This window comes from Psychrobium sp. 1_MG-2023, assembly GCF_030689115.1.
Taxonomy (GTDB): Bacteria; Pseudomonadota; Gammaproteobacteria; order Enterobacterales; family Psychrobiaceae; genus Psychrobium.
Window position 1 is genome coordinate 1 of sequence record NZ_JAUYVJ010000024.1, and the last position, 19,681, is coordinate 19,681.

The 19,681-nt window shown below is 39.5% G+C and carries 16 protein-coding genes; 9 read left to right on the plus strand and 7 right to left on the minus strand.

The window, feature by feature from the left end:
• Nucleotides 1-61: 61 nt before the first annotated feature.
• A complete protein-coding gene (locus Q8W26_RS12725; protein ID WP_305473576.1) occupies nucleotides 62-937 on the minus strand; it encodes an IS630 family transposase in 876 nt (291 codons plus the stop codon).
• A 68-nt stretch (nucleotides 938-1,005) separates the two neighbouring features.
• Between Q8W26_RS12725 and Q8W26_RS12730 the strand changes: the two genes are divergently transcribed.
• Entirely contained in the window at nucleotides 1,006-1,755 is a 750-nt protein-coding gene (locus tag Q8W26_RS12730; RefSeq protein ID WP_101213247.1) for a hypothetical protein, read from the plus strand.
• Between the two features lie 45 nt (nucleotides 1,756-1,800).
• A complete protein-coding gene (locus tag Q8W26_RS12735) occupies nucleotides 1,801-2,052 on the plus strand; it encodes a hypothetical protein (RefSeq protein WP_101213248.1) in 252 nt (83 codons plus the stop codon).
• 33 nt (nucleotides 2,053-2,085) lie between these two features.
• Here Q8W26_RS12735 and arfB read toward each other — a convergent pair whose 3' ends face one another.
• Nucleotides 2,086-2,502, minus strand: a complete 417-nt coding sequence (gene arfB, locus Q8W26_RS12740; RefSeq protein ID WP_101213249.1) for an alternative ribosome rescue aminoacyl-tRNA hydrolase ArfB — start codon at nucleotides 2,500-2,502, stop codon at nucleotides 2,086-2,088.
• Between the two features lie 94 nt (nucleotides 2,503-2,596).
• Here arfB and Q8W26_RS12745 point away from each other — a divergent pair, with 94 nt between their 5' ends.
• Both Q8W26_RS12745 and Q8W26_RS12750 read left to right on the plus strand, forming a co-directional pair.
• Nucleotides 2,597-2,890, plus strand: coding sequence for a PilZ domain-containing protein (locus Q8W26_RS12745; protein WP_101213250.1), 294 nt, complete (start codon nucleotides 2,597-2,599; stop codon nucleotides 2,888-2,890).
• An 88-nt stretch (nucleotides 2,891-2,978) separates the two neighbouring features.
• Entirely contained in the window at nucleotides 2,979-3,902 is a 924-nt protein-coding gene (locus tag Q8W26_RS12750; protein WP_101213251.1) for a histone deacetylase family protein, read from the plus strand.
• A 58-nt stretch (nucleotides 3,903-3,960) separates the two neighbouring features.
• Here Q8W26_RS12750 and Q8W26_RS12755 read toward each other — a convergent pair whose 3' ends face one another.
• Together Q8W26_RS12755 and Q8W26_RS12760 are read right to left on the minus strand one after the other, a co-directional pair.
• Complete coding sequence (locus Q8W26_RS12755; RefSeq protein WP_101213252.1) at nucleotides 3,961-4,152, minus strand: (2Fe-2S)-binding protein; 192 nt, start codon at nucleotides 4,150-4,152, stop codon at nucleotides 3,961-3,963.
• Between the two features lie 186 nt (nucleotides 4,153-4,338).
• The gene (locus Q8W26_RS12760) at nucleotides 4,339-7,044 is read right to left on the minus strand and encodes a bifunctional acetate--CoA ligase family protein/GNAT family N-acetyltransferase (RefSeq protein WP_101213253.1); all 2,706 of its coding nucleotides are present in this window, start codon (nucleotides 7,042-7,044) and stop codon (nucleotides 4,339-4,341) included.
• Nucleotides 7,045-7,361: 317 nt separating this feature from the next.
• On the opposite strand from Q8W26_RS12760, the gene Q8W26_RS12765 reads away from it, so the two are divergent.
• The 3 genes from Q8W26_RS12765 (at nucleotide 7,362) to Q8W26_RS12775 (ending at nucleotide 13,039) form a co-directional block, all read left to right on the plus strand.
• Nucleotides 7,362-8,021, plus strand: coding sequence for an OmpA family protein (locus tag Q8W26_RS12765; protein WP_101213254.1), 660 nt, complete (start codon nucleotides 7,362-7,364; stop codon nucleotides 8,019-8,021).
• A gap of 253 nt (nucleotides 8,022-8,274) precedes the next feature.
• Nucleotides 8,275-12,711, plus strand: a complete 4,437-nt coding sequence (locus tag Q8W26_RS12770) for an EAL domain-containing protein (RefSeq protein ID WP_305473577.1) — start codon at nucleotides 8,275-8,277, stop codon at nucleotides 12,709-12,711.
• A gap of 85 nt (nucleotides 12,712-12,796) precedes the next feature.
• A complete protein-coding gene (locus Q8W26_RS12775) occupies nucleotides 12,797-13,039 on the plus strand; it encodes a hypothetical protein (protein ID WP_101213256.1) in 243 nt (80 codons plus the stop codon).
• A gap of 74 nt (nucleotides 13,040-13,113) precedes the next feature.
• On the opposite strand, the gene Q8W26_RS12780 is transcribed toward Q8W26_RS12775, so the two are convergent.
• Both Q8W26_RS12780 and Q8W26_RS12785 read right to left on the minus strand, forming a co-directional pair.
• A complete protein-coding gene (locus tag Q8W26_RS12780; RefSeq protein ID WP_101213257.1) occupies nucleotides 13,114-14,238 on the minus strand; it encodes an anhydro-N-acetylmuramic acid kinase in 1,125 nt (374 codons plus the stop codon).
• A complete protein-coding gene (locus tag Q8W26_RS12785) occupies nucleotides 14,231-15,658 on the minus strand; it encodes a peptidoglycan DD-metalloendopeptidase family protein (protein ID WP_101213258.1) in 1,428 nt (475 codons plus the stop codon). The genes Q8W26_RS12780 and Q8W26_RS12785 overlap by 8 nt, the downstream gene beginning before the upstream one ends.
• A gap of 226 nt (nucleotides 15,659-15,884) precedes the next feature.
• Between Q8W26_RS12785 and tyrS the strand changes: the two genes are divergently transcribed.
• The gene (gene tyrS, locus Q8W26_RS12790; RefSeq protein ID WP_101213259.1) at nucleotides 15,885-17,072 is read left to right on the plus strand and encodes a tyrosine--tRNA ligase; all 1,188 of its coding nucleotides are present in this window, start codon (nucleotides 15,885-15,887) and stop codon (nucleotides 17,070-17,072) included.
• Between the two features lie 148 nt (nucleotides 17,073-17,220).
• On the plus strand, nucleotides 17,221-18,021 hold the full coding sequence (locus tag Q8W26_RS12795) for a crotonase/enoyl-CoA hydratase family protein (RefSeq protein WP_101213260.1): 801 nt from the start codon (nucleotides 17,221-17,223) through the stop codon (nucleotides 18,019-18,021).
• A gap of 27 nt (nucleotides 18,022-18,048) precedes the next feature.
• Here Q8W26_RS12795 and pssA read toward each other — a convergent pair whose 3' ends face one another.
• Entirely contained in the window at nucleotides 18,049-19,392 is a 1,344-nt protein-coding gene (pssA, locus tag Q8W26_RS12800) for a CDP-diacylglycerol--serine O-phosphatidyltransferase (RefSeq protein ID WP_101213261.1), read from the minus strand.
• Between the last annotated feature and the right edge of the window lie 289 nt (nucleotides 19,393-19,681).

Here is a 19,681-nt window from a genome sequence, read left to right on the forward strand (position 1 = left end):
TCGATTAATGCCATAGTGACTGTGACGATATTGGTTTTAATACCAATATTAGATCATACTTTTAAGCGGATTGGTATAACTCGGGGGAATAGGGAGGGAGTTTGATGGTTGAGCGGTTATCAAACTCAAAAGCAATATCATCAGTGTGCCAGCCTGCACCATCCATAATGACGACGGCATATCGGCCAGCTTCTGTTTTTTCTGATATCTGCGATAAGTGTTGGATCATCATTTCTTTAGAAACTAGCGGTGTAATGATCGCTTCTGTTTCGCCTGTCGCTGGGCAGACGGCTCCATACATATAGGCATACTCAAACTGCTGTTGTTGGACAGCTCTTGGGCGAGTCCCCGTTTTTGCCCAAATTCTTGTTGTTGTGTTTTGTTGACCAAAACGACCCTCATCTTGAAACCAAATATCCACTTGCGACAAAGACACTGTACCAGGGATCGTTTGGATCATTGTATGTTCAATTTTTTTAAACTCGTCTTGCGCTTTTTGTGATTGTTTTGGGTGTTTTGAACGGCTTTTGATCCAACTAAAGCCTACCTTTTTAAGCAGCTTGTATACGTGATTGAGGTGGTAATCAACGCCAAACTGAGTTGATATATAGTCTTTAATGTCATGGCCAGTTAATCGACCACCAACTTCTGATTTTGCTTGATGCTCAATATAGCTGGCGAGCTGTTTTGTTTGTTGAGGTGATAGTTGGGCTTTCCTTCCAAGACGAGGTTTATCTTCAAGGCCTGATAAACCTTGAGATAAATAGTTCGATACCCAGTTGTTAACACTTCGTCTGCTGACTTTTAGTGTGTTGGCGACATGCGTTCTATTTTGGCACTCCAAAAAGTGTGCAACGGCTAGTAAGCGAATACGCTTGTTAGCATTTTTTTCTTTTTTCGATAGACGAATTAATTCATTTGAATCGATTAATGCCATAGTGACTGTGACGATATTGGTTTTAATACCAATATTAGATCATATTTTTAAGCGGATTGGTATCACTCATGAATACTTTATTTGCCTCAATTTTTATTATCAGTCAGCCTGCGTATACTAGTGACATGAACTTAGATCCTCTTGATGATAAAGGCGGGATAGAGAAAAAAATTGAGATTAAAGCGAAAGCTGGTAAACCAACTAGTATCTTTATTGATGATAATGGGAAAGAGCATAAGTTTGTTCTCTCTGCTGGAGAGATTAAAGATATTGATTTGTTGAAAGAGAAACTAGCATTGCTAAGTGATGATGCATTTGAAAAAGTCACAATAGCAATTAAACGTCTTCATATGAATATTGGTACTCTGACAGCTGATGAGGTTGTGTTTCTTGAGGGCGCTGGAGACGAAATAGTAGCAGATGTCGTGACGCTCAAAGAGTTAAAGCCTTATGATAAGGTTGAAAGGTTAGAAGGGTTAAAAAAGCTTGAACAATTGATGTTTCGTGAACATGCCCTAGCTGTAAGAGCACGTATTGAGGCTGTCCATGAGTTGGAGTTAGTTGAGCAAGAGTTAAAAAATATTGAAAGTGAACGTCATAAACACAAGTTTATCGTCATTGATGGTAAAGAAGCTGACATTGTTTACAACAATAGCGGTGAAGCTCCAGCTAATAGCAATGTCTATAAATTCAAACTTGACCAAGAGAATGTTGTTTTGAAAGGGCACGTTGATGCTATTCTTAAATTAATTAATCATGGTGAGTTTAGCCCTGAAGAGCTAGATAAAATTCAACAAATACTCGATAGTAAAAGGTAGAGAGGCACCTTAAATATTTGGCTTAAGGTGCGGTCCTTATAATCTATGTCAAAACCCAATAAAAAATTACCTCAAAAAGCAGTTAAGATATTTTGCTTTAATTGTCGCGCCTTGCTTTATAAATATCGTAAAGGGGGAAAGGGCAGTTTAGTTAAATGTTTCAAAGAAAGGATTACCGAGGATTACACCTCGGTATCGGGTATGTGCCCTGAATGCGAGCAGCAGTTTGCTCGAGAAACCATGATAAGAGGTGCTCCGGCTTTTAAAATTATTGGTGGTAAAGTCTTCGTTAAGTAGTCAGTTTTGTAAGGTAGCCGCTTTAGTTTTTGGTTAATACTTTACAGCCTTGCGTAATTGCTTTTTTTCTCCTCGCTGATTTTTCTTATCGAGACGTTTCATTTTGGAGCCAAAGGTTGGCTTAGTGGCTATCCGTCTTTTATCTTGCGTGTTAGCTTTTTGTATTAATGCGGCTAACTGGGCTAATGCCTCTGATCTATTGGCGTCTTGGCTACGACTCCCTTGGCTTTTTATAATGACTTTTCCTGACTTGGAAATCCTATGGTCTGCCATAGTCAGCAAACGGTCTTTTAATCTTTGAGGTAAAGATTCGCTCGCCTTAATATCAAAGAAGAGGTGAACGGCTGTTGACGTTTTATTGACGTGTTGGCCACCTGCACCTTGAGAGCGAATAAACTGCATCTCGATTTCAGTATCATTGATAGTGATGGAATTTGATATTTTGAGCATATACATTGCCTAGCCAATACGAGAGTAAATAGAGAGATAAATCAGTGTTAATAAGCTAATCTATATATGTAGTTTACTTTAAAAAGGATCAGATATGCTCGTTTCTAGTGGCGATAAACGTGTTTTTTCAAGAATGAATGTTGAAAGTGACGTTAAATATAGAGTTAGTAATGGTGCTGAAACCTTCCATGGCCAACTACTAAACCTCAGCGCAGAAGGGATTTCATTCCGTTCAAGCCGCCAACTGGTGATTGACACACAGATAAGTATAGAGGTTATTTCTTCAGGAGGCGTCCCACCGTTAGTTGCTAGTGGATTGGTTTTACGCTGCGATGAAATGGCGTCAGATGACTATCATATCGCGTGTAGTATTAAAATTTGTGGATAATTTTGATACTTAAGTCCAGTACTTTATCGGAGTAATAATGATAGCATGGTGGTAATATTTAATACCTTAACTTAATAGGGTTATTGCTATGAGCACTGCTATTATTTCACACTTTGATTGCCGCCGTCATAAGATGACAGATGGACACCCAGAAGATCCCGCTCGTATTGACGCGGTTTCTGATAGGTTAATTGCAAGTGGCTTGGAATATAGCCTAGATCATTTCGATGCTAAACCAGTAAATAAAGCTGATTTACTGCGAGTTCACGATAGTTTATATCTTGCTGAGTTAGAGGAAATGTTACCTAGCGAAGGCCTAGTTAATGTTGATGCTGATACTCAAATGTGCCCTAATACCCTTAAGGCTGCGGTGCGTTCCGCTGGCGCTGGTGTGCAAGCAGTTGATTTGGTTTATGGGAGTGATCATAAAGCGGTTTTTTGTAATGTTAGGCCTCCTGGTCATCATGCTGAGCGCGCTAAAGCAGGGGGGTTTTGCTTTTATAATAATATTGCCGTCGCTGCTGCATATGCTTTGGAAAAGCTAAGCCTTGAACGAGTCGCCATTGTCGACTTTGATGTTCACCATGGGAATGGGACTGAAGATATCTTTAGAGATAACGACCAAGTGATGTTTTGTTCTGCTTTTCAGCACCCGCTTTTTCCTTACTCTGACATTTCGACACCTAATCCCTTGCATATCAAAGCACCATTAAAAGCGGGGGCGGGGTCACAAGAGTTTCGTAATGCGGTGGAAGAATATTGGTTGCCTGCCTTAAGAGAGTTTAAGCCTCAGCTATTGTTCATTTCTGCTGGCTTTGACGCCCATCGTGATGATGATATGGCGGAAATGAATTTAGAAGACTCCGATTACTCGTGGGTCACTGGACAACTAGTCGATTTATCACATGAGTTAAACTGTGAAGGGATAGTCTCAATGCTTGAAGGTGGTTATGTGCCTGATGCCCTAGGACGAAGTGTCGTTGCTCATGTCAGATCATTAGCTGGCCTATAGTAATAGGCTAACTAACCTTTTACTTGAGCTGAAAGGGAAGTCACTTTCTTTTTCGGGATTAAGCGACCTGATAATAATCAGAAGTTGCAGCTAGCTCTTGATTCAACACTTGCTTTGCTAGAGGTACACATCCACCACACTCGCTAGCGATGGCGAATTTTTCTTTTAAACACCTCATTGTCTCACCACCATCTTTCACCGCATTGCGGATATCAGTATCGGTAATTCCAAGGCAGACACAAACGTACATGAAAATAATTCCTACTAAGATTTATTTGTGAAGTATAAATGATATTGATTTGTATTTGAAGTTTTTTTAGGTCGTTTTGTGAGCTGCTTTTCGTATGAAGGAGCGATCTTATTGATGTTCAGTAGGTTAACGTAAAAATTAATTTTTAAATACTATTAACCTACTGAAAGGGACTACCGATGTGATTTAAGCTAAGTTATATGATTGGAGATCGAGCTTCATTTCAACCCAACCTTCTTCAATATCAAACTTGACCTTGAAGCCTAGTTTTCTTGCAAGGCTAACCATTCCTGCATTTTGTGGTAACGTTAATCCAAGCATAGTGACTGTTTCACGGTGCTTACAGTAATCAATCATTTTGACCATTAACTTTTTACCTAAACCCTGGCCTTGCATATCACTTCGAATAACAACAGCAAATTCGGTTTCATGGTTTTCTGGATCTGTGATTGCTCGCACAACGCCGAGTGTATGGAATTTATTATCAGGATCACGATAGGTCGCGATAAAAGCCATTTCACGGTCAAAATCAATTTGTGTCATTTTGGCCATTTCTTCATGGCTTAATTGCCCGACTTCGCCAAAGAAACGCTTATAGCGATCCTCTTTACTGAGGTTGTCGTTAAATTCAATGTGGGATTGTTCATCTTCCGCTTTGATAGGGCGGAGTAAGACTTCCCGGCCATCCCGAAGTAAAAACAACTCTTCTAGCTCTTTAGGGTAAGGGCGTATAGCAAGGCGCTGTGCTCCGTCACTGTCACATGCTTGTAGCTTTATATTCACATCAAGTAATGTGATGTCCTCACCACTAACTAACATCGGGTTAATATCGAGTGAAGCTATCTCTGGGCAGTCAATAATCAAGTAGGATAGCTGAGTCAATACGATAGACAGCGCATTAATATCTAAAGCTTGTATCGCACGATGATCTTTTATCTTTCCTGCTTTTAATGCGCTGATTAACATGTATCTAGCTAGTGCAGTATTAAGAGGGGGGAGCGCTACCGCTGCATCTTGTGCGACATCCCAATTAGACCCTCCTTCACCAATGTATAGAACAGGTCCAAATACGGGATCATTATGCATGGCAAAACGCAGCTCTTGAGCACCTGCGGTGGATGCCATTTTCTGAATAGTTAAGCCATTGAATGAAACGTCATCAGTATAAGCTGCCACTCGCTCTAACATTCCGTTGGCAGCCACTTCAACTTGCTCAGCACTATTTAAGTTGAGTACAACGCCACCGATGTCTGATTTATGAGTTAAGCTAGGCGCACCGATTTTCAGTGCGACAGGAAAACCGATTTCTTGAGCTGCCTCTTTCGCTTGCTCTGGTGTATCAACTAACTTCGTTGCAAGGGCTTTTAACCCATAAGTTGCTAAAAGTGGTTGGGCTAAATTTAAATCGATGATTGAGTGCCCCTGCTGAATTAGGGTTTGGGCAATTTCTCTTACTCTATTTGGGTCTGTTGCATAATGGCGAGAAATAGATTTAGGGGTTTCCTGCAGTAAGCGTTGGTTGCGGCGATATTCAACCATATGCATAAATGCACCTACGGCACCTTCAGGGGTTCTGTAAGTGGGTAAACCTGCTTTTCTGACAATTCTTCTTGCAGCATAAGCTGAATCTTCACCAATCCAGTTGGTTAAAATGTTAATTCGCTTTGCATGCTTATTGGTTTTTATATGATTAACGATTTCAGTTGCAAAGTCTTCACCTGATGCCGTAGCACTTGGTGAATGGATAATGAGCAAAGTATCTATTTCTCTTGATTCAAGTATTGTACCAACCGCTTGTGCGAACCTTTTAGGGGTTGCATCCCCTGCGATATCAACGGGGTTGGTATGAGACCAATAGCTTGGCAAAAAGCCATTTAGCTTTTCGAGTATCTCGGGCTCCAATTGAGCAAGCTTTCCTCCTCGAGAGATTAAAGCATCAACTGCCATAATCCCGGGAGCTCCACCGTTTGTTATTACCGCGAGGCGTTCCCCTTTTAAAGGTTTTGAGTAGGCGAGCGTTTCAAACGCTGCAAACAGTTCGTGTAAATCATTAACCCTCAGCATACCTGAGCGTTTGAATGCCGCATCGTAGACGACATCACTTCCAGCATGTTGCCCTGTATGCTTAATCACTGAAAGTTGTCCTTCGTAGGTTCGCCCAGATTTTATCACGATGATTGGTTTTGAACGGGCGGCTGTACGCGCTGCTGACATAAAGTGGCGATGATCGTTAATACTATCGATATAAAGCAAAATTGCTTGGGTTTTATTGTCTCGCCCTAAATAGTCGAGTAGTTCGTTAAAGTTGAGATCTAAGGTTTCACCGACTGATACAAAATGAGAGAAGCCAATGCCTTTATGATTAGCCCAGTCAAGCATTGTTGTCGCAATAGATGAGGATTGAGAGATAAAAGCCACTTTTCCTGGTAGCGCTTGCTGATGAGAAAAGCTTGCGTTTAAGCCTAAGTGAGGGATTTGCATCCCTAGGCTGCTGCCTCCGAGTAAACGAATACCATAAGATTTGGCAATTTTTAATACTTGCTGATTACCTGATAAACCATCTTCTTCTGGGAGTTGATCGATTCCTGCCGCTAATATAATAACGTATTGGCAACCTAGTTCTCCCAACTCAGATAAAATCGAGGTTACCTTTTTTGCACTAATTGCGATAACTGCTAAGTCAGGAATATGCGGCAGCGATGCAATATTTTTATAAGCCAAAACACCACAAACTGCAGCATGTTTAGGGGTGACTGGCATTATAGGACCACTAAAGTTACCTTGTAGTAGATTCCTCATAACCAAGTTACCAGCGCGGTTAATATTATTTGATGCACCAATGACAGCGATAGACTGTGGATTAAGTAAACGATTTATCGGGTTACGGCTCATAGCTAAGTCCTAGTGTCTTTATAGAGTGAACTAAATTATTGAGAATAAAGTTAAAGCTTATGAATAACAGCTACACGTTAGTGTAATAATAAAAGCTAAATATTGCGCTATGTTATTCAGTTTTTATTGGTAATAACTTGATTTAACCCCATACTTTATACAGTTTTAATCATGAATTATTAAATCTTGCACTCGGTGTCGAAGGTGTTTGCTTTTATTTAGCTTAAGTTCAGCTTTAGTAAGCTATTTTTGAACTTTTGCTAGTATAATAGTTCACAGCTAAGATGAACTATAAACGCTTAATTAAGGTATTTTATATGAAACGATTAAACAAAAAACTTTCCGTGGCTGCGGTGGTTATCTCAACACTCTCTCTATCTGCTTGTCAAACGACAGATCCTTATACTGGCGAAACGAAAACAAATAATGCTACGAAGTATGGTGTAGGTGCAGCAGTTGTTTGTGCACTTATTGGCTCGAAGAAAAATAGTAAACATGCTCGAAATGCTGGGTTAGGGTGTGGCGCAATCGGTGCTGGTATTGGTGCCTACATGGACTCTCAGGAAGAAGAAATGCGTAAAGAAATGGCCGGTACGGGTGTACAGGTCGAGCGAAACGGAGATCAGATTCGTCTAATTATGCCTGGAAACATTACTTTTGAAACATCTAAATATGATATTAACCCTGGCTTCCATCAAACTTTAGGTGGTGTGGTACGGGTCTTAACTAAGTTTAAAGATACGCAATTAATGGTGGGTGGCCATGCTGACAGTACTGGTAATGCACAGTCTAATCAAACCTTATCGGCAAACAGAGCTTTATCTGTTGCTAACTACCTACAATCACAAGGCATTGCTTCAAATCGTTTGATGAGCCGAGGTTTTGGTTCTGATATGCCAATAGCATCTAATAAAACGGTCGACGGTCGACAAGCAAATCGTCGTGTAGAACTTGATATTGTTGCGATCAAGCAGTAACTACATATTCGCTCTCACATTCTCGTCACCTAACTTATTAGGTGACGTATTTTAACCACTCACCCCTTCATTTCGTTGGAAAGTGTATAATTGTTAGTAATTTAATTTATTTTTATGATAGGTTATCAATACCTGAATCGTATCATGAAGATCGTATCTGTAATTCAACCTTTATTTTCATGATCAATTACTATCTAGGTCGCAGTATATGAACCTATCACAGAAATTTTGTTGTCTCAGTTTTCTTCTTTTTATGGGGGGCCTTAGTCTATTCCCTACTAAAACATTAGCTGAGAACGCACAATTTACTCTTCAGCAAGGGCCCGTTAGCTCTGCGAAGTATACCTATTTTGGTCCTGAACAAGGACTAACGAAACCCACAGTGACTAATATTGTTCAAGACAACAATGACTTTCTTTGGTTAGGTAGTTTAGGTGGCGTGAGTCGTTTTGATGGAACAAATTTCAAGCTATTTAATAAAGAAAACAGTGCACTTTCAGATAATTATATTAGAACCCAATACGTTGATAGCAAAGGGCAACTGTGGGTTGGAACTGATAATGGCTTAAATCTTTATTTACCTTCTCAAGAAGACTTCTTACACAAGCCATTTAACTTAGCGGATCAAGAAATTTTAAGTATTTATGAAGATAGTAAGGGTAATTTATGGGTAGGGACAAAAACAGGCTTACATAAATACGATTTTGACAGTGAGCAATTTGAATTGCAGAACTTTCATTTTAAAAATGAAAGCCACTCAGTGAAGGAAGTGAAGACAATTTATCAGGCCAATAATGACTTATTGTGGTTATCAAGTCGACTTGGGGTGAATTATATTATTGACTTAAAAGGAAATGCTTTAAAAGAGATTAATAACTCAAGTGTTCCAAACGGTACTATAAACGAAGTTGTAGGTGACGGTAGTTCACTTTATTTAATATACAAACGTAAGATTGTTCGATATAGCAATAACTCCTTTGCAACAGTTTTACAGTTAAATGATGATGAGTCCGGTGAGCTTTTTTCGGGAGCGTTCGATAATGATCATCGCCTATGGGTGGGCTCTTCAAACGGAATAACAAAGTACAAAGTATCAAATCAACAATTAGAAGTTTTAGAGAGGCTTAATAATAGTCAAACTGTTCATAGTGTTTTAAAAGATAAATATGGCACGGTGTGGTTTGGCACAAATGTTAGTGGGTTAGTAAAGCATACTGAGCAGAGCCATTATTTTAAAGACCTTAGCTCAATTGGGAGTGAACCAGAACAAGAAGCAATTTGGTCTCTTGAAGAGGATATGAATGGTGACGTATGGAGTGCGAGTAACTCGTCGATGATAAGGAGACTTAGTTTAGATTCTGAAAAAATTACACTGTTCGAAACTAATATGCAAGGAACAAAAACATTAGCGTTCGATAATGAAAATTACCTTTTCGTTGGTGGTGATAGTGGTTTATATCGATTTGATATTCGCGCTTCTAGTTTTGCTGAATCTAAGAAACTGATATCAGATAAAGAAGTGACATATATAGTTATTGTTGATGATTTCCTTTACTTTGGATCATGGGGGGATGGGCTATACCGAGTTTCGCTTAACGAACATTTAAATATTGAAGGTGGACAGTTATTTAGTGAGCAACCTGCAGCACCTAAGCCTCTTGAAAGCGTTTTAGGTGATATAGAAGCCACTACTTATGTGACTACACTGACATCTCATGAGAAGAATATATATATTGGTACATTCCAGGGGCTGATTATTGCTGACTTGGAAAGGCGAAAATCTATTGAGTCTCATTTACTTAAGGGGAAAACGGTTAGCTTTGTGCACGTAAATCCGCGCGGTATCTATGTTGCAACCACCTCGGATGGTATTTACTTATTAGATTATGAAACTTTAGAACAGAAAAATCACTTTGCTGCTCCCTCCTTGTTAGCTCGTAACATATATTCTGTATTAGTTGATGATTTTGGCAGGTTATGGCTTTCAACAGATCAGGGGATCAGTCGAGTTAATGAAGACAATTCAATAGAGCACTTTAACAAAGCTGACGGGTTGTTGGGCACCGACTTTAATGATAATAGTGCTCTTTTAGCGTCAAATGGGCTTCTCTTCTTTGGCGGTGTCAGTGGGCTGAATTTCATCGATAGCACAACTAAAGAAGGTGAGAAGGTTTTAGATGCTCATCTCTTATTTACAGATTTTAATTTGTTTAACCGTGACGTGAAAATTGGAGAAGTAGAGGGGCAGCTTACACGCCTCCAGCGCTCGATTATTGAGAGCGATTTGGTGACCTTAAATTATAGCGACTACCCATTTGAGTTTACTTACAACTTAATTAATTATCCTCGACCGGACAAAGTTTCTTATCGCTACATGATTAAAGGGGTTGATGTCGACTGGATACCAAGTAAATCAACAAGAACAGCTACATATACAAACCTAAACTTTGGCACTTACACCTTAGAAGTTGAGGCTTTTCTAAATAATGGCTCTGAAAAGGTTGCCTCTAAGTCAGTAGAAGTTAACATTTTACCGCCGTTATGGTTATCTAAATACGCACTGTTTAGCTATATCGCTATTATAATTATCATTGCCATCATCATTATACGAGTTGTTCAACAGCGCCGTGAATCTGCATTTAAATTAAAGCAGAGCAAAGAAAGACTTGAGCTTTCCTTGTGGGGAAGTGGTGACCTGATGTGGGATTGGGACTTAATCACTAACAAGGTCTACCGTACCAAGCATTGGCAACCTTTTGATTATGAGGGTTTGAAGGATTCATCTTATGAAAAAATTCATCCAAATGACCGCGACCATGTAATCACTTTATTAATGGAACATATCAAAGGCGATAGTGAATTTTTTGAAGCTAACTATCGAATAAAACGCCATGATGAACCAAATAAATGGGTATGGATTGTTGACCGAGCTAAAGTGGTCTCACGTGCAATAGATGGCAAAGCGACGCGTATTGCTGGCACTATTCGAGACGTTACTGCATTGAAAGACGCTGAGCTAAGGCTTAACTTACAAGCTGATGTAATGGAAAATATCTCCGATGCAATTTATATTTTAGATCTAGAATTTAATGTCGTTGATGTAAATAAGTCCTTTGAAAAAATTACTGGGCTATCTCCTGAAAATGTCATCGGTAATAAACGTATCTTTAATACTTACCCTGGTGGCGTTACAGAGCAAATTCAAGCAAGGCTCGCTCAAGGGATTGATTGGGATGGTGAAGTTAAAACGCTTAAAGCTAATGGTAAGTATTGTTACGTAGAGTTACACTTCACTTCAATGCGTGATGGTGATGATGAGGTGAGTCATTATGTTGCAGCCTTTTCAGATATTACCAACCGTAAAGAGACGGAAGAAGAGCTTCGAAACCTATCTAATATTGACCCTCTGACCCAGCTTCCAAACCGCTCTTATTTTCAATATGCTCATCGTAATTTGATTAGACGTAAAGAGCCACATGCTCTCCTCACTATGGATATTGATAATTTTAAGAAAATCAATGACTCAATGGGGCATGATGAAGGCGATAAGCTGCTGTGTATGATCGCTGAACGTATTGACCAAGAGATCAATTGTCAGCACCTTCTTTGCCGCCTCGGAGGCGATGAGTTTGCCGTTCTTTTAGAAGATATCGATCAAATTAGTACGATTACCCAAGTGCTTTATGAAATAGAAAACTCAATGCAGGCTCCATTCTATCTGGCAAGTCAGGTACTTGTGATGAGTTGTAGTGTTGGTGTTGCAATTTATCCGAATGATGGTGAAACCGCGGAAAATATGTTGCAAAGTTCTGATACTGCCATGTACCACGCTAAATCTGAAACAGGGTTTAGCTATCAATTCTTTAGTTCCTCGATGAATGATTCAGCGGTACGCCGTTTACAAGTTGAAAGTATGATCAGACAAGCATTAAAAAATGATTGGTTTGAAGTGTACTACCAACCTAAAATTGATATTGAAACAAAGGAAGTTTCAGGTATGGAGGCCTTAGTCAGACTAATTCACCCGGAGCTAGGTATAGTTAGCCCTAATGAATTTATTCCGATAGCAGAAGACACGGGATTGATTATTGCAATAGGTGAAAAAGTATTAGAAAAAGCATGTTTTGCAACCCAGCAATGGCGGAAAAATGGCTTATTTAATGGGCGTGTGGCAGTTAATCTCGCTGCAAAACAGTTTGCACAAGAAGATTTACTACAACGAATTGAACATACGTTAGCGTGCGCTCAATTACCTCAGGAGAACTTAGAGCTAGAGATAACTGAAGGTACCGTCATTGAAGACCCTGAGCTCGCTATTGCAACGATGGAAAAATTGACGAGTAAAGGTATCCATTTGGCGTTAGATGACTTTGGAACGGGTTACTCATCACTGAGTTATTTAAAACGCTTCCCGATTCACACTTTAAAAATCGACAAAGCATTTATTGACGATTTAGCCGTTGAAAAAGGCGAGAGCCATATGGTGGCGTCAATAATATCTATTGCTCATAATATGGGGCTTTCCGTTGTTGCCGAAGGTGTTGAGGATAAAGATCAGCTACAAGCACTGTCTTTACTGGGTTGTGAAACTGTTCAAGGCTTTTATTTCTCAAGGCCACTCTCAGAGCAAGATTTTACTTCATTTTTATTAAAAAGAGCGTCTTTGACACAGAAAGAGTTTTATAGCTAAGCTTTTGAAAACTGGCATGGTATTCGCATTTATTTAATCGTTATAACAAAAAATTGACAATTAAATAACTTTTTAAGGGATACTTATGAAATCTTTATTATTAACTTCAGTGTTAGGTTTATCTTTAGTTTCTTCAGCTGCGTTTGCTACTTCACTTTCTGGGGAAAACTCTGCATGGCGTAAAGCGGATGCAAAACCTTCAGTAGAAGCTAAAATAGAAGAAAAGCAGAGCTGGCGTGCGATTAGCATTAAGCCTGTTGAGACGAGTGACCAAGCAAAAGAAGCTGAAGCTTGGCGCAAAATTAAAGCTTGGCGTAAAATCAAGTAAGACGCTTCGCGAAATTGATAGAGCCTTTCGAGGCTCTTTTTTTTGCTTTAAATTATACCGTGGCAAGCTTTTACCTAGTTTGCCGGAAAAAATGAGCCCAAAACTGCCGCTTTTTTGGCACCTGTAACTCGTGGCAGATTACCCGTCAATTTATTGTTAAAACAATAGGCTAACCAAGCAAAAGCGATTGCTTCAACCCATTGTGGATCTATGCCTGCTACTTCAGTTGATTGTATCTTCGTATTCGGAAGCAATCGAGATAGTCGCTTGATTAAATGAATATTAAAAACACCGCCACCACAGATGTATATCTGATTTGGGGTTCCTATTCCCTTAATATCTTGAGCAATAGACGCGGCAGTTAATTCGCAAAGCGTTGCTTGAATATCGCTGGCTGATAATCGGGAATAATTTAATAAATGCTTATCTAACCATGCTAAGTTAAATAGCTCTCGCCCAGTACTTTTTGGGGCTGCTAGTTTAAAGTAAGGCTCTTGTCGCATTTGTTGTAATAAAGCCTCATTTACCTTGCCAGATGCTGCCCAAGCCCCTTGAGAATCAAAGCTTTCACTAGGGTGATGCTTGTTGTGCCATAAGTCTAATAAGGTATTGCCAGGGCCTGTATCAAAGCCACAAACATCACTTGTTTCTCTGCCGAGCCAAGTAATATTTGCAATACCACCGATGTTGAGAATTACTCTACTTTGGTTTGGCTCATGAAATACAGTTTGGTGAAATGCCGGTACTAAAGGTGCGCCTTGCCCCCCTAATGCAATATCTTTTCGCCGAAAATCAGCGATAGTATCGATGCCGGTGAGCACTGATATTGTATTGGGATCACCGATTTGAATGGTGAAGGGGTGGCTCTCGTTGGGCATATGCCTAACCGTTTGTCCATGTGAACCAATTGCAATTACGTCTTCAGGGGTTAAGTTTACTTTTTTGAGTAACTCATTGGTTGTTTGTGCAAAGAGTTCCCCACAAGCTCGATCGCATTGTCCTAATAAATTAATATCTTGGGTCGAGGGTTTGGATAGGTGGTGAAGTTTTTCTAATAACTCATTAGGGATTTCTTTGGAATGTGAGCTAACTAAAGATGGCTTGCCATTGTTAAAGCAGACAAGCGCTGCATCAACACCATCCATACTAGTGCCGGACATCAGTCCGACATAGTATTGTCTAGAAGAGTCATTATTCATTGTTCGTTGCTAACATAACTCTTTGATTAGCAGATAATTGCTCCATGCGATTTGACGCAATCGCTAAGAAAGCAGACTTTTCGTCTCTATCTATCGACTGTGATTTAGGCAATTTAACGGTACGAGGATTACGGTGAGAGCCATTGACTAAGAATTCATAGTGTAAGTGAGCGCCGGTAACGCGGCCAGTTGCTCCCACATTACCAATACGTTGACCTTGTTTTACTTTTGCCCCTTTACGAACAAACTTTTTTGATAAATGAAGATATTTAGTGACGTACTTTTCACCGTGTTTAATAAATACGTAGTTACCATTGTACTTATTGTATGCTGAAGCGATAACTGTTCCTGAGCCCGCAGCAACCACTGGGGTGCCCGTTTTTGCAGCATAATCGATACCATTATGCGCTTTGACGCGTCCGGTTACTGGGTGTAAGCGTCTAGGGTTAAAGTTTGAACTAATATATTTGAAGTTTACCGGTGCACGTAAAAACGCTTTACGCATACTACGCCCTGTTGCCGAATAATACTCTCCATCGGTATGTCGAATAGCTTGATAGCTTCGGCCCTGGTTAATGAATTCGGCGGCTAAAATTTTTCCAGTTTTTACTTCAACACCATCGAGATATTTTGTCTCATAGACGAGGCTAAAATGATCGCCTTGACGAATGTCTAAACCAAAATCAATATCCCAACCAAAAATGTTGGCTAAATTCATGATAACTGAAGCTTCAAGGCCAGCGTCTACGGCAGCATTCCAGAAGTTTGAGTTAATGGTTGCACTGGCAATTCGTTCTCTGGTTTCTAAATCTTTAGTTACTTTTTCTACAGTAAACTTATCATCCACTTTAGTAATTTCTAAAGTATTGATGATGTCTTGTTGGTATTTTAGCTTAACTAATTCTTGTTCGCTGTTAGCACCAAAGTGGATAACTTGCCCCGGCATAATTTTTCTTAATGCGCTAGTGGCCTTACCTAAGCTAGTAATTTTATGTAATGTTTTGGCACTAAAACCTGCGCGATTAAAGATTAAAGCAAGGTTATCTCCAGATTTGACCTTGACCTTTTTCCAATGTAACGAATCCATTTGTTTAAGTGCTGTGCCTGACGGTTCAACCTTTGTTGTTGAGTTTGCTAATACCTCAGTACTTCTATGGGGTATTGCTTGTGGTGTTACGTGACTAGGCGCTTCAGGTAAGCGACTCATTGGGGCTAAAGAAGAACCTGCCGTTGGAGCGATATTCGTAGTGGGTACATCGACAGTATAGCGCTTTGCTACTTCTAGCGTGCTAGCAGAATCGGTTGACTTTGAGGCTTTAGCATTATCGCTCGGCAATAAAAATAAAAAACCAGTGACCACAGAAACCGCGATAAGTAACTGTTTATGACGAAGAGGTAACCGCTGGTATAAATGAGTCATAACTTAAAATACAACCTTTAAATTAATATTTGAAAAGGGGGGCTATTTATACTCTATATAAGTTCTAATTAGCTTCTTAATAAAGTAAGATTACCAGCTTTATTTATAACCTTAAACCTACAACTCAGATTTGGGTCAAGAAAATGCTATATTTTTTAATATTTATAACATTTTTGTGCCATTTAGTCGCATTTTAGGTTTTATACAACATTCAGGAGAGCAGTGAATGTCACAAGTAGCTGATGCACTGGCAGAGATTCAACGTGGTGCTGATGAAATTCTTGTTGAGCAAGAATTAATTGAGAAACTAAAATTAGACCGCCCACTTCGTATTAAACTAGGTGCTGACCCTACCGCACCAGACATTCACTTAGGTCACACCGTTATTCTTAATAAGCTGCGCCAATTTCAGCAGTTAGGCCATGAGGTTACATTTCTTATTGGTGACTTCACCGCAATGGTTGGGGATCCAACGGGTAAGAATTCAACACGTCCTCCACTGACTAAAGAGCAAGTTTTAAAGAATGCAGAATCTTATACTGAGCAAGTGTTTAAAATTCTCGACCCTAACAAAACTAAAATTGCATTTAACTCGACTTGGTTAGAGCAACTAGGTGCGGCAGGGATGATCAAGTTAGCATCAAACCAAACTGTTGCCCGCATGCTAGAGCGAGATGATTTTAAAAAGCGTTATGCCGGTGGTCAGCCAATCGCGATACATGAGTTTTTATACCCGTTACTGCAAGGTTGGGACTCAGTAGAAATGGAAACGGATGTTGAGCTTGGTGGTACAGATCAGAAGTTTAACTTACTAATGGGACGTGAACTACAAAAAGCCAATGGTCAAAAGCCGCAGTGCGTGGTAATGATGCCATTACTTGAAGGTTTAGACGGCGTTAAGAAAATGTCTAAATCTGCAAATAACTATATTGGTATTAATGACGCTCCATCTGAAATGTTTGGTAAAATCATGTCTATTTCAGATGTCTTAATGTGGCGCTATTATGAATTATTAAGCTTTAGACCGCTTAGTGAAGTCGAGCAATTTAAAGCCGATATCGCTGAAGGGGCTAATCCTCGTGATATTAAAATTGCTTTGGCTAAGGAAATTATTGCCCGTTTCCATACTGAAGAAGATGCTGAAAAAGCGCATCAAGAATTTATCAATCGTTTCCAGAAGAAAGCTATTCCAGATGAAATGCCTGAATTGGATTTAGACGCGATGCCAATTCCAAATCTATTAAAAGAAGCTGGCTTAGTGACTAGTACATCTGAAGCGAACCGCATGATTAAGCAAGGTGCGGTCAAAATTGATAGTGAAAAATGTGCTGATAATAAATATCAAGCTGAAGTTGGTACCACCAAGGTTTACCAGGTCGGTAAGCGTAAATTTGCACGGATCACCATAAAATAACGGTTAAGCTTGTTAAAGTCAGCCCGTTGAAAAGCCGGTTAATGATTCTAGTGATTGTTAATCGGCTTTTTTGTGCAATAAAATCTCTAGCTCTCATGAAATAATGATGCTTTAATGATTATATTTACTGGTCAGTCCAGAGGTTGTTATGGAATCAAGAGTCAAGGTTGAATATAGAGAAAAGATAGCAATTGTTAGTCTTAATCGAGGTGAGAAATACAATGCGCTCGATATGGCCATGTTTGAAGCTATAACTAAAACTATCAATGAACTAAAACTAAATCGTGCCATTCGCGCAGTAATCCTCCGTGGCGAAGGTAAAGGCTTTTGCGCTGGCTTAGATATGCTTTCGGTAATGAAAAAGCCACTTAATGTTCCTAAACTGTTAAAAAAAGAGCAAGGGAATTTATCTAACTTAGCACAAGATGTTGGCTATTTATGGCGTTCAGTCCCTGTGCCTGTTATTGCAGTAACCCATGGTTCATGTTTCGGTGGTGGAATGCAAATTGCTCTAGGGGCTGACTTTCGCTATTCAACCCCTGATTGTCGATTCTCAATAATGGAAGCTAAATGGGGGCTTATTCCTGATATGAGCTTAAGTGTTACTTTAAGGGAGTTAACACGTATTGATGTCGCTAAAGAACTAACAATGTCTGGTCGAGTTTTTGAAGCGTCAGAGGCGCTTGAACTCGGGTTAATTAGTAAAATTAGTGATGACCCTTTCCAAGAGGCTTTAGCCTTTGCTCACTCCCTGACTAAACGTTCCCCTGATGCTGTAATGTATGCCAAGTCGTTATTTAATGAGACGTGGCTTAGCGATGAAGCCAGTGCCTTAGATTGTGAAACACGTTATCAAAAGAGACTGCTAGGACGCTGGAATCACTTGGTTGCAACGAGTAGAAACTTCTTTAAAAGCCCGCTAGGTTATAAAAAGCGTGATAAAAGTTAATACCACGCAATATAGTCTACATTCGAGTTACATGTATTGTTTAAATAGTTTATCAAGGTTCGTGCGGCGTAAGCGATTTAACCACTTTCGTACAATTAATGGATAATCGTTTGCTGTCTGGATTTGGTTCCAGTGCTTCACTTCTGTCGTATGCTTAATGATTTGCTGATGTTCTTGAGCAAAAGTGTCAATCAACTGGCCCTGTTTGTCATCAATCATTAGGCCATTTTCTATATCCAAGCGCCAAGCTCGTGGGTTAAGGTTATTGCCTGTTAATAAATGATAACGATCATCAACTTTCATTCCTTTTAAGTGGAATGAATTATTGTCATGTTGCCATAAGCGAATAGTTAATAAGCCATTATTGATCGACTTCTGATGGCGCTTAACAAATTGCAATAACGTTGTTTCGTATAAGTAGGGTACTAAGCCAATCTTATTAAAAGGCTGATCTTCTGGAATAAAGAAATCACTGGCTCTCTTATCACCGACTATAATTTCAATTTTTATTTTTCGACGCAATAACCTTGCAATATCGCGTTTCAGTACGCCGGGTAAGTTGAAATATGGAGTATACAAAACAAGGTTGTCTTGAGCTTGCAGCATTTGCTGGTGGATAACCTTGTTCAGTTGGTTATTACGTTTGCCCAAGCCAATTAATGGTGTCACGGTTAAGTCAGCGTTACTGTGCTGCGGTAGCTGGTATTTTACTCGGCTAAGCTGTTTGTGTTGATTGGCGACTTTTTTCTTGAATTTATTATCAAGTACTAATGGGTAACGATTAAATAGGTAAACACCTTCGCTTGGGATTAATGCGTCATTCAGGTAATCAACAAAGCTATCGGATAAGGCAATGGAGTTGATGGTGCAATAGCGGTCGTAGCGGTAACGCTCTTTATAGTGGAGGTAAATATTATTAATACTTGCTCCGGTATATAACAAAGTGTCATCGATAACTAGCCCCTTAAGGTGTAATACCCCAAAGAGCTCACGTTGTTTTACTGCAACGCCATAAAACTTGATTAAATCAGGGTGCGCAATATCGATATCACGATAAAAAGCGGCATTCCCTTCTGAATTTTTTTGTCCTATTAAGCCTCGTCGTGCTCGATGAAAATCGACAAACACCTTGATCTCTAACTCTGGACAGCGCTGTTTTGCGGCAATGAGGTGTTCAACAACTAAACGTCCTGCTTCATCATTCTCAAGGTAAAGGGCCGTAATATATATACGAGTTGTTGCACTATTAATGAGGGACAGTAGTTGTGTTAAATAATCCTTTGCCGTTAACAGCACTGAAATATCAGCGGCAGAAACCGATGAGCTCGGAAGTGTTTCTAGGAGTTGCTTTCGACGATAAAGGTTAACCATGACTCAGTTATAATAATGATTTGTAGGCTCACTTTATCTCGGAATGAGTGACATATAAAGCCTTTGGCATATTTTTTTATTACTTTAGATTTAACTTGGTCAAAAAACTCGCTATTGAAGCTTTACTCATGTTTTTTATTAAGAATGAAGGGCTAGGTTTTATTAAACCTAGTAAATAAGTTTAGCATATGCACTCAGTATCAAATGAGAGGTTATATTGGTTGTATCAAGAAAACCTGATGACCGACGTCTGCGTTATCTCCTTAAACCATTAAGTTTGTTGCTGACA